The organism is Bradyrhizobium altum (assembly GCF_020889705.1).
GTDB lineage: Bacteria > Pseudomonadota > Alphaproteobacteria > Rhizobiales > Xanthobacteraceae > Bradyrhizobium > Bradyrhizobium altum.
In genome coordinates, this window is the sequence record NZ_JACMYP010000294.1 from 1 (window position 1) to 10,433 (window position 10,433).

The window sequence follows — 10,433 nt, forward strand, 5'->3', positions numbered from 1 at the left end:
CCAGCATATCGGCTTCACCACCGGCCCCGGAACGGGCGCCGCGGTTGCGGCAATGATCGCTGGCGCCGCGCCGCCGTTCGACGTGAAGGCCTTCTCGCCGGGCCGGTATATCGCGTGACTCGCGCGAGGCCGCCTGCGATGCTGGGAACGCAAGGCGAGCGCAAGACGCGTGGCAACCGAGGGGCAGGATGAACTACGTCTGGGATTTCGGGATCCTCGCCAAGTACAGCCATCTGTTCTGGCTCGGGCTCGGCTGGACCATGGCCTACACGATCGGCACCATCATCTTAGGGACCTTGATCGGCCTGATCGTCGGCATGCTGCGGCTGCGGCGCATTCCGGTGATCGACTGGCTGCTGATCGCCTATATCGAGCTATTCCGCTGCACGCCGCTGCTGGTGCAGATCATCTGGTTCTACTACGCGTTTCCGGTCGTGATCGGCGTCAACATCCCGGCGCATGTCGCAGCCGTCAGCGTGCTGTCGCTCTATGGCGGTGCGTTCTATGCCGAGATCGTGCGCGGCTCGATCGAGAGCGTGCCGGTCGGGCAGTGGGACGCGGCGAAAGCGCTCGGCTTCCGCGGCTGGCGCCTGATGCGGCTCGTGATCCTGCCGCAGGCGCTGAAGCCGATGATGGCGCCCTATGTCAACCAGTCGGTGACGCAGCTGAAGAACACCTCGCTGGTCTCGATCATCGCGGTGCCCGATCTTGTCTACAACGCGACGCTGATCAACGCCGACACCTACCGGCCACTCGAGGTCTACACCATCGTGGCGTTGATCTATTTTGCGATCCTGTTTCCGTCGACGCTGGTGGCAAGGCGGCTCGAGCGCGGGCTGACCTACGACAAGGTGTGACTTGCTTCACCTCTCCCGCTTGCGGGGGACGTCGGATCGCATCGTTAGATGCGATCCGGGTGGGGGTTTTCTCCACACGAAGAGCGTCGCTGTGGCGACACCCCCACCCCGACCCTCCCCCGCAAGCGCAGGGCTATCGCATATGGCCTGCCTCCGCAGGGGCGCACTGCCAAAATATTGAAAACAACCCCATGCAAAGTAGCCGGCCGCGTGCCGGCACTCGACACGGCAACTTGACATGTCGGGCAAATCAGCGGCATTATTCTATTATCCAGAAACTACGCAGGCGGGCCTCACCCCGCGCGATGGGACGTGGCCGTAGCCATTATGCAATTGCCCTGCCCGCAAGCGGGGGAGGGAGATCACTACCGTCCTGGCAATTACCTCAGATACTCAGCTCCACCGGCACGTCCTCGGGCTTGACGCCGGCGAGGCCGAGGCCCTTGACGAACCATTCGCGCATCTGGCCGATGCCGCGGTTGTAGTCGATCCACACCGAGAGGAAATCGCGCCAGCGCTTGTCCTGTTCGCGTCGCACCGCCGTGCCGCTGGCGATCGTCACCGAGGGCGAGGCCAGGATCTTGTAGGTGCCGAGGTTCGGGTTCTTGGCAATCGCGGTCAGCCCGAGCACCAGCGCGTTGACCACGCAATCGACGCGGCCCGACGACATTTCCAGCATCACCTCGTCGCGCGACTTGAGCGACTTGATGGTGGCGTTCGGCGCAAAGCGCCGGGCCACCGCCTCGTTGGCCGAGCCGACGTCGACCGCGATCTTGACATCGGGCTTGTTGATGTCGGCCCAGGTCTTGGCCTCGAGGCCCTTCTTCAGCATCGCGCCGAACGGATGCGGGAACACCAGGTTGGTGAAATCCACCACCAGCGCCCGCTGCGGCGTCGGGTTGAGCGCAAAGCCGAGATCGATCTTGTTGGCCTGCAGATCAAGAATTGAATTGCCATAGGTCGACTCGACATATTCCAGCTTGACGTCGAGCAGCTTGGCGAGGTCGTTCGCCATCTCGATCGAGAAGCCGGACCAGGTGCCGGTGGCGAGATCCTTGTTGAAATAGGGCAGCTCGCCCGGCAGCACCGCGATCCGCAGCACCTTGTTGGCCCTGATCCGGTCGAGCGTGTTGTCGGCCTGGGTCTGCGCCGAGGCCGGGGTTGCCATGGCGGCCGCGAGGGCCGCGCCGCTGCCGATCCCGAGCGCATAGCGCAGCGCGTCGCGGCGATCTTCGGAAATTGCGATGTCGTCGGATTGAGTCAAGCGGGCCTCCCTGCACCAGATCGGGGAAGCCTAGCGTCGGTATCCGGTGCCAGCAAGTGCGCGCGCCTGCGCCATTGGTAGGCGAGGGGTGGCTATTTCTTCACCTCGCCCGGGTGCGGGGAGAGGCGACGGCCGCCTTTTGCGGTCGTCTCTCAAGAACGCCGAAGCGGAGCTTCGGCTATGTCGCATCGCAGATGCAATCCGGGTGAGGGGGAGTCTCCGCGGGCTCGTCTGTCGTCGTACTTGCGGAGGCAGCCCCTCACCCCAACCCTCTCCCCGTAAGAACGGGGCGAGGGAGCGCAGTCTCGCCCGGTCCGATCAATACGTTCCCGGCACGTACATCTCCGGCGGGATCGGGCCGCGGTGATAGTCGGGGTTGCGGACCCGCGGCGGCAGCACAACCGGTTGGTGCGTGACCTGCTGATAGGGGATCCGGGTCAACAGATGCGAGATGCAGTTCAGCCGGGCGCGCTTCTTGTCGACGGCATCGACGATCCACCACGGCGAGTCCTGAAGATGCGTGCGCTCCAGCATCGTCTCCTTGGCCTTGGTGTAGAGCTCCCAGCGGGTCCGCGCCTCGACATCCATCGGGCTCAGCTTCCATTGCTTCAGCGGATCGTGGATCCGCATCGAGAAGCGGAACGCCTGTTCCTCGTCGGTGATCGAGAACCAGTATTTCAGCAGGATGATGCCGGAGCGGATCAGCATGCGCTCGAATTCCGGTACCGACCTGAAGAACTCCTCATACTGCTCGTCGTTGCAGAACCCCATCACCTTCTCGACGCCGGCGCGGTTGTACCAGCTGCGGTCGAACAGCACGATCTCGCCGCCGGCCGGCAGGTGCGAGACGTAGCGCTGGAAGTACCATTGCGTGCGTTCGCGCTCGTTCGGCGCCGGCAGCGCCGCGACACGGCAGATGCGCGGGTTGAGCCGCTGGATGACGCGCTTGATGACGCCGCCCTTGCCGGCGGAATCGCGGCCCTCGAACAGCACGACGACCTTCTTCTTCTCGTGCTGCACCCAGTCCTGCAACTTGACCAGCTCGCCCTGCAACCGCAGCAATTCGCGGAAGTAGACCTTGCGATCGATCGATGGGCTTCCGGCGGCCCCGTCGTGGTCGAACCCGTCGAGCCTCACGTCGTCGAGCTCCAGCTCGAGTTCCTCGTCGAGGCTGTCGGCCATCTCCTGGTGAATGCGGGCGCGCAAGGCTTCGTCGCGCAAGGCTTCATCTCGGGCGGCTTCGTCGGTGAGGTCGGAGGCGGTCATGAAGGTCCGTCTTTCAGTGTGCTAGATCGATCGGCGGGAGCATTGACGGGCGATGTTACCCCTCTATGACATTGGCATGACCGCTGTTTCACGCAGCCGGCGGGTCTGTGCTAACAAGCGATGACAAGATCAAAAAAGGAGACGCCGATGATTTCGCTCACGCCAAAAGACGTCCTGCCCGAGGACGGCACCGCCGGCACGCTGGTCGGACGGGTCTGGCTGCCGCAGGCCGGTGGACCCGCTGTGGTCGCGGTGCGGGGCGACGGCGTGTTCGACGTCACCGCGCGCTTCCTCACCGTGAGCGCGCTGTGCGAGGACGCCGATCCTGCGGCCGCGTTGCGTGCCACGCACGGCGAGCGGATCGGCGATTTTGACGCGATCCTCGCCAACACGCCGCCCGATGGCCGCGACGCGACAAGACCGCATCTGCTCGCGCCGGTCGACCTGCAGGTGCTAAAAGCCGCCGGCGTCACTTTTGCGATCTCGATGCTGGAGCGCGTGATCGAGGAGCGGGCGCGCGGCAACCCGTCGTCGGCGGAGGCAATCCGCAAGGAGGTGTTGCGCCTCGTCGGCGACGATCTCTCCAAGCTGAAGCCGGGCTCCGAGCCGGCGATGCGGCTGAAGCAGGTGCTGATCGACCAGAATGCCTGGAGCCAGTACCTGGAGGTCGGCATCGGCCCCGACGCCGAAGTGTTCACCAAGGCGCCGACGCTGTCCTCGGTCGGCACCGGGATGGATGCCGGCCTGCATCCGAAGTCGACCTGGAACAATCCCGAGCCGGAGGTCGTGCTTGTCGTCTCCGGCGCCGGCAAGATCGTCGGCGCAGCGCTCGGCAACGACGTCAACCTGCGCGATTTCGAGGGTCGCTCGGCGCTCTTGCTGTCGAAGGCCAAGGACAACAACGCCTCCTGCGCGATCGGCCCGCTGCTGCGGCTGTTCGACGGGACCTTCTCGCTCGACGACGTCAGGAAGATGGATGTCGGCCTCACCGTGAAGGGCGCAGACGGCTTCGTGCTCGAGGGCCATTCCTCGATCTCCAAGATCAGCCGCGACCCGACCGATCTGGTTGCCCAGACCATCGGGCCCGTGCATCAATATCCCGACGGCTTTGCGCTGTTCCTCGGCACGATGTTCGCGCCGGTGAAGGACCGCGACGCCAAGGGTGAGGGTTTTACCCACAAGCGCGACGACATCGTCACCATCGAAGCGTCCCAGCTCGGCAAGCTCGTCAACCGCATGCGGGGCAGCGACGAATGCGAGCCCTGGACATTCGGCGTTGGCGCGCTGATGAAGAACCTCGCACAGCGCAAGGTGCTCTAGCGGACGTGCACCGTCACATCGCTTTCGCGGCGAGCGCAATCGGGAAGGCCTCGATCAGCGTGAGCGATGTAACCATGTGCGCCGTCGCAGCCTTGTAGGTCCTGAAGTGCGGTGTTTCGAGATGCGTCTCATAGGCATCGACATCGGCATATATCTCGAAGACGATGATGCGCGCCGGATCGTTCTTATCCGACGCCGCATGGAGTGCAAGCGCGCCGGGCTCGACGCGCACTGCGGTTTCGATCTGCTCGCGCAGGGCCGCGGCGTAGGCGTCGCGATGTGCCGGATCGATCTTGATTTCGGCAACGCGGACACAGGGCATTCGGGGCGCTTTGGGCATGGTCCGGATCACGTCCGATACTGGGCGTCGCTGACCTCCTCCAGCCAGTCGACGTTCCTGCCGTCGCGCGCTTCCGTGATCGCGATATGCGTCATCGCGGTTGTTGCGGCCGCACCGTGCCAGTGCTTCTCGCCGGGCGGAAACCAGACGACGTCGCCGGGACGGATTTCCTCGACCGGACCGCCCTCGCATTGCACGAAGCCGAGGCCGGACGTGACGACCAGGGTCTGGCCGAGCGGATGCGTGTGCCACCTGGTGCGGGCGCCGGGCTCGAAGGTCACGTGCGCGCCGCCGAGGCGTGCGGGGTCGCCGACCTGGAACAGCGGGTCGACGCGGACCGTGCCGGTGAACCAGGCCTCGGGGCCTTTGCCCGAGGGGCGTGCGCCGTTGCGGGTGATCTGCATCGTTTCAATCCTTTCCTTTGCCAATGTCGCACCGATCTTCGTCAGCGCGGTGAAGCTGGCGGCGCCGCTCGTAAGCAGGCCGCGTCTCGATATCGTCGTCATCGCGGCCGTTTCTCGACGACGTCCTTGACCACCGGCAGCGCAGAAAACGCGTTTGGCCATCCCGCATAGAAGGCGAGCTGGGTGATCATCTCGCCGGCCTCGGCCTTGGTCAGCCCGTTATCCATGGCGCGGTTGAGGTGATAGGTGATCTGCGCCACCTGTCCGGTCGCGACCAGCGCGCTGACGGTGACGAGGCTGCGGTCGCGCGGCGTCAGCCCCGGCCGCAGCCAGAGATCGCGGAACAGCACGTCGGCGGTGTATTGCACGAGGCCCGGGGCGACGTTGCCGGACTGCTCTGCGACGCGCGTCGCGCGCTGCGCCTCGGCTGCCTCGTCGAGCGCAAGCTGCGGGCCCGACGCCGCGGGGATCTGGTCGGCGCCGATCCCGCGCGTCGCGAACACGTCCCTGGTAATGGCAACGGCCGACATCGCATTCGCCCAGCCGGTGTAGAAGGCGAGATGGATGATGATCTCGGAGATCTCGGCCGGCGTCACGTCGTTGTCAAGCGCGCGATTGAGATAAGAGGCGAGCTCGACGGTCTGGTTGCGCGCGATCAGCGCGGCGAGCGTGACCAAGCTGCGGTCGCGCGGTGACAGGCCGGGACGCCTCCAGAGGTCGCCGAGCAGAATGCCTTGGCGGTATTTTTCGAGGGCGGGCGCAACCGCCCTGATGTCGTCGATCTCGGGCATGGGTCTTGATCCTTGTGGTGGCTGTTTCCCCAGCGCAGGGTACGAAGCGATCAGGCAAAGCGACATGATGGCCGCTGCAGGCTGTTTCATGAAAACCTCCCGCTGGATCCGCGCGCGGGCGGCTGCGTCGCGATCAACCGCAGCGCGACGGCTGCGCCGCTCAGCACGATTAGCGTGCTCGCAAGGAACACCGCGTTGAGGCCTGCTCCGGCTGCGATCAGGCCGAGTAGCGGCGTGCTGACGCCGAGCGTCAGATCGAGGCAGGCGGTATAGGCGCCCATCGCAAGCCCGCGGCTCTCGGGCGGCGCGCGGCGCACGGCCTCGACGCCGAAGCCGGGATAGACCAGCGAATAGCCGAGACCGGCGAGTGCGGCGCCTGCGAAGGCCAGCACCGGCATCGTGGCGAGCCAGATCAACGCTTGCCCGGCGGCTTCGATCACGATGCAGATCAGCGCCACCTGCGGCCCACCGATGGTGTCGGGCAGGTGGCCGAATGCGAGCCGCCCGAGGACGAATCCGATGCTGACCAGCGAGAGCGCCAGCCATGCCGCGCTCCAGCCGTTCCGCGCGAACAGCAACACGGCGAAGGTGGTGATCGCGCCGAAGCCGACGCTGGAGAGCGCCATGCCGAGTCCCGGCAGCCAGATTGCGCCGAGCACCTTCGTCAGCGCGGGACGCGCATGGCGTGATGGCGCGATCCCGCGAAGCGGCGCCACGACGAACAGCGTCAGCAGCGGGATCAGCATCGTCGCAAACGCAATCGCGGTGAAGCCGTGACGTGCATAGAGTGCGCTGCCTGCCGGCGCGCCGGCGGCGTATGCGATATAGATCGCAGTGCCGACCCACGACATCACCCGGCCGGTGTTTGCGGGGCCAGCCAGCGCCAGCCCCCAGTTCAACGCCCCCGCAACCATAAAGCTCTCGGCGCCGCCGAGAATGGCCCGCCCCAGCAGGAGCGTGGCCAGCGACATTGCAGGCATGTCGACGAACTCCAGGGAAAGGCCGTAGAGCAACCCCGCGACCGAGGCCGCGATCAAGCCGGCAACGACCACGCGCTTGACGCCACGCGTGTCGGCAAGATGGCCCGCGGTGAAGCGCGAGATCAGTGAAGCCGCGAACTGGCTGCCCGCGACGAGGCCGACCACGAATGTGTCGAAGCCTAATCCCTGGTGGACGTGCAGCGGCAGCGCCGGCATCGCAAGGCCGATCACGAGAAAGCCGGAGAAGATCACAGCGACGATCGGGAACAGTGTTACCGCGATCGCCGGTTCGGCGACCGGGGCTGATGACGTCGTGACGGACATGGGCGTGCAACGGGTTCGGTGATCTCTGACCGCAAGCTAGGGCTTTCGCCGTCTCCTGATTAGATGATAAAATCCGCATGGATTTATCATCTGAGCTAATCAATGGACCGGGACAATGCGAGCGACCTGCTCGTCTTCCTCGCAGTGGCGCGGGAGCGGAGCTTTACGCGCGCCGCGGCGAAGCTCGGCCTGTCGCAATCGGCGCTGAGCCAGATCGTGCGCGCGCTGGAGGAGCGGCTCGGGGTAAGGCTGTTAAGCCGCACCACGCGCAGCGTCGCGCCGACGCTGGCCGGCGAACGGCTGCTGCGCACTATCGGGCCGAAATTCGAAGAAATGGATGGCGAACTGGCGGCGCTTGGTGAACTGCGCGAGAAGCCGGCGGGCACCATCCGCGTGACCTCGACCGAGTATGCAGCCGAGGCGATCCTGATGCCGGCGTTGCGCGCGATCCTGCCGAAATACCCTGACATCAAGGTGGAGGTCGTGATCGACTACGGCCTCACCAATATCGTCACCGAGCAATATGACGCCGGCATCCGTCCCGGCGAACTGGTCGCCAAGGACATGATCGCGGTGCGGGTCAGTCCGGACCTGCGCATGGCGGTGGTGGGCTCGCCCGACTACTTTGCGACGCGCAAGAAGCCACGTACGCCGCAGGAATTGACCGAGCACAATTGCCTCAATCTGCGCCTGCCGACCCACGGCGGCCGGCTCTATGCGTGGGAGTTCGAGAAGAACGGACGCGAGCTCAATGTGCGCGTCGAAGGCCAGCTCGTGTTCAACGGCTCCGGTACGCTGCTGAGCGCCGCGGCCAACGGGCTTGGTCTGGCCTACATGACCGAAGGGCAGGCGAAGCCGCATCTGGCGAACGGCCGGCTGTTGCGCGTGCTGGGCGACTGGTGCCCGCCGTTCTCCGGCTATCACCTCTATTATCCAAGCCGACGCCAGGCCTCACCGGCGTTCTCGCTGCTGGTCGACGCGCTGCGTTACCGCGGGAAGGTTTGAAGACGGCTTTGGGGCAGACGTTTCCACGCGGCTTTGGCCGGGCTGCCGGTCAGTGCCTGTCGAGATCAAGCCGCCGGCGTTTTCGAACATGTTCAGAAACCTGCGCGGCAGATCAATCGCGTGCTGCAACTTGAGGGCGCGCGGATGCATGAAATTCGGAGCGACCGCTTGTCGCGCCCATGTGTGATCCAGTTCATCCTCGTTCGCGCTGCTTCGCTTCAGCATACGGGCTCGACGCGAACAGAAGGAGTCGCGGACATGAGCGAGCAGCCATCGAATGGAATGCCTGATTGGCTCACGACCGATATGCTGGTGATTGCCGTCGCACTGGCCATCATCGTGATTGGCATGTGGATCGCGCCGTAGCCTGTTGCTTCGGCTGGTTGCCCCGTTGAGATACCGCGGGATGTGTCACCACCCTAGGCGCGAGGCGATGGCGAGCCTTACAAGCCGATCATCCGGAAGATCATGCTGCCGACATTCGGACCATGATGGTGATGGCGGCGATGACGGCTTCGCGGCGGTTCGTCACCGCCTGCGGCGGCCATCGCGCTCCTGCCGCCGTCCCGCTCGGGGCCAACAGCGTCGAACGCGGCCTTCTGCTCGTCGCTGAGCGCGCTGTAGAAAGTGTCCACGGCCGGACGTACCGTTCCGATCGCCTGAAGCATGGAATCTAATCTGGCTCCGACCGCCGCAAGGCGTGCCGGTGGCGTGCGCGCATCGGTGGGCGGACAGGACGATTTCAGGGTGTCCTCGGCCTTTGTTGCAGCGTCCCGCAAGGCATCGAGGCTCGCCCGCTGTGCATCGGTTGGCTTGACGTTGCGTTCGATGATGTCGCCGGGCCATGCGATGGCGGCGGGCTGCGCCGTATTGCAGTTGCCGTTGTCCGGCGTCGCCTCATGCTGGCCGCGGTGCTGATCTGCCACCAGCGCGGTCACCTTCGCTTTCTGATCGTCACTGAGAAGCCCATAGAACCTCTCCAGCGCCGGCTGAAGAATCCCGACTGCGTCGCGCATGGCCTGGAGGCGCTGCTGCATCGCGGCGAGGCGGCTCGGCGCGGTCAACGGCACATCCTTGGGGCAGGAATTGAGAATGGTCTCGGACGCCTTCTGCGATGCGCTGGCGAGTTCGTCGAGCGCGGTGCTCTGCTCCGCATTGGGCTGAATGGCGCTGCGGAATTGCTCGATCGGGAAGCCCGCGATATCGCTTCTGTCGCTGCCGCACATGTCGGCAAGGGTTGTGGTCTGAGCGGTGGCGCGCGATCGACCCGTGGCCGGCGGCCGGGGACCGGCATAGCCGGGCAGGTAATAGGCATAGCCGCTCAAGGCATCGTAGTCATAGGGACCGAACAGGCCGGCATAGAGATCGCCATAGCCGTAATCCCAGAAGTACGGGTCATAGCCCCCGCCCCACCAGGTGTAGTCATAAAGATCGTAATAGGCATAGGGCCAGAAGATCGGGCCGACCCAGCCATAGCCGCCATTCGGATGGCGCCACCACCCAACGCCACCCATGGCGGCTCCGGCGGCGGCCGTCGTGATCGCGGCGCGCGCCATCGGGTTGCGCAGGCCGCCCGGTCTCTGCATCGCGGCGCGGACCTGGTGCGAGACCAACGCGTGCCCCACGGCGCTCGCATTGTGCCGCATCGCGGCGGGCGAGGCGGCATGGCGGACCGGCGGCTACGCTCGGCGCGACGCGCGCGGCATGAGCGGCAGGCCGGAATTGGTTATGACGCGCGCCGGAGCCGCCACCGAGCCGCGTGCCGGTTCTTGCAGCGGGATGAATGGTGTGAAAGCCGCCGCCCCGCGCGCCGCCGGCGTGGAATCCGCCGCCGTGGAAACCACCACCGTGGAAGCCGCCTCCGCCTCCATGAAAGCCCCCG

At 65.5% G+C, this 10,433-nt stretch carries 12 protein-coding genes; 5 read left to right on the top strand and 7 right to left on the bottom strand.

Translation table 11 applies throughout. The annotated features are described in order from the left end of the window. The first annotated feature begins 188 nt into the window (after positions 1 to 188). A complete protein-coding gene (locus H8B02_RS40480; RefSeq protein WP_097670409.1) occupies positions 189 to 857 on the top strand; it encodes an amino acid ABC transporter permease in 669 nt (222 codons plus the stop codon). Between the two features lie 385 nt (positions 858 to 1,242). Here H8B02_RS40480 and H8B02_RS40485 read toward each other — a convergent pair whose 3' ends face one another. Both H8B02_RS40485 and ppk2 read right to left on the bottom strand, forming a co-directional pair. Then, positions 1,243 to 2,121: a transporter substrate-binding domain-containing protein gene (locus tag H8B02_RS40485; protein ID WP_229171286.1), complete on the bottom strand. Its 879-nt coding sequence runs from the start codon at positions 2,119 to 2,121 to the stop codon at positions 1,243 to 1,245. 318 nt (positions 2,122 to 2,439) lie between these two features. Further along, positions 2,440 to 3,387 carry a polyphosphate kinase 2 gene (ppk2, locus tag H8B02_RS40490; RefSeq protein ID WP_229171287.1) on the bottom strand — a complete coding sequence of 316 codons (948 nt, stop codon included), beginning with the start codon at positions 3,385 to 3,387 and terminating at the stop codon, positions 2,440 to 2,442. Between the two features lie 147 nt (positions 3,388 to 3,534). Between ppk2 and H8B02_RS40495 the strand changes: the two genes are divergently transcribed. Continuing rightward, the gene (locus H8B02_RS40495; protein WP_229171288.1) at positions 3,535 to 4,707 is read left to right on the top strand and encodes a fumarylacetoacetate hydrolase family protein; all 1,173 of its coding nucleotides are present in this window, start codon (positions 3,535 to 3,537) and stop codon (positions 4,705 to 4,707) included. A 13-nt stretch (positions 4,708 to 4,720) separates the two neighbouring features. On the opposite strand, the gene H8B02_RS40500 is transcribed toward H8B02_RS40495, so the two are convergent. From H8B02_RS40500 to H8B02_RS40515, 4 genes are all read right to left on the bottom strand, one after another. Then, a complete protein-coding gene (locus H8B02_RS40500; RefSeq protein ID WP_229171289.1) occupies positions 4,721 to 5,047 on the bottom strand; it encodes a putative quinol monooxygenase in 327 nt (108 codons plus the stop codon). 8 nt (positions 5,048 to 5,055) lie between these two features. Then, positions 5,056 to 5,451, bottom strand: a complete 396-nt coding sequence (locus H8B02_RS40505; RefSeq protein WP_229171296.1) for a (R)-mandelonitrile lyase — start codon at positions 5,449 to 5,451, stop codon at positions 5,056 to 5,058. 98 nt (positions 5,452 to 5,549) lie between these two features. Then, positions 5,550 to 6,332, bottom strand: a complete 783-nt coding sequence (locus H8B02_RS40510; protein ID WP_229171290.1) for a carboxymuconolactone decarboxylase family protein — start codon at positions 6,330 to 6,332, stop codon at positions 5,550 to 5,552. Then, complete coding sequence (locus tag H8B02_RS40515; RefSeq protein WP_229171291.1) at positions 6,329 to 7,546, bottom strand: arabinose transporter; 1,218 nt, start codon at positions 7,544 to 7,546, stop codon at positions 6,329 to 6,331. The genes H8B02_RS40510 and H8B02_RS40515 overlap by 4 nt, the downstream gene beginning before the upstream one ends. 102 nt (positions 7,547 to 7,648) lie before the next feature. Here H8B02_RS40515 and H8B02_RS40520 point away from each other — a divergent pair, with 102 nt between their 5' ends. Both H8B02_RS40520 and H8B02_RS40525 read left to right on the top strand, forming a co-directional pair. Further along, the gene (locus H8B02_RS40520; RefSeq protein ID WP_229171292.1) at positions 7,649 to 8,551 is read left to right on the top strand and encodes a LysR family transcriptional regulator; all 903 of its coding nucleotides are present in this window, start codon (positions 7,649 to 7,651) and stop codon (positions 8,549 to 8,551) included. 33 nt (positions 8,552 to 8,584) lie between these two features. Continuing rightward, positions 8,585 to 8,917, top strand: coding sequence for a hypothetical protein (locus H8B02_RS40525; RefSeq protein WP_229171293.1), 333 nt, complete (start codon positions 8,585 to 8,587; stop codon positions 8,915 to 8,917). Between the two features lie 77 nt (positions 8,918 to 8,994). Here H8B02_RS40525 and H8B02_RS40530 read toward each other — a convergent pair whose 3' ends face one another. Beyond that, positions 8,995 to 10,065, bottom strand: coding sequence for a Spy/CpxP family protein refolding chaperone (locus H8B02_RS40530; protein ID WP_229171294.1), 1,071 nt, complete (start codon positions 10,063 to 10,065; stop codon positions 8,995 to 8,997). Between the two features lie 22 nt (positions 10,066 to 10,087). Between H8B02_RS40530 and H8B02_RS40535 the strand changes: the two genes are divergently transcribed. Beyond that, positions 10,088 to 10,433 (top strand): hypothetical protein (locus H8B02_RS40535; RefSeq protein ID WP_229171295.1); only part of this gene is annotated, 346 nt, incomplete at its 3' end.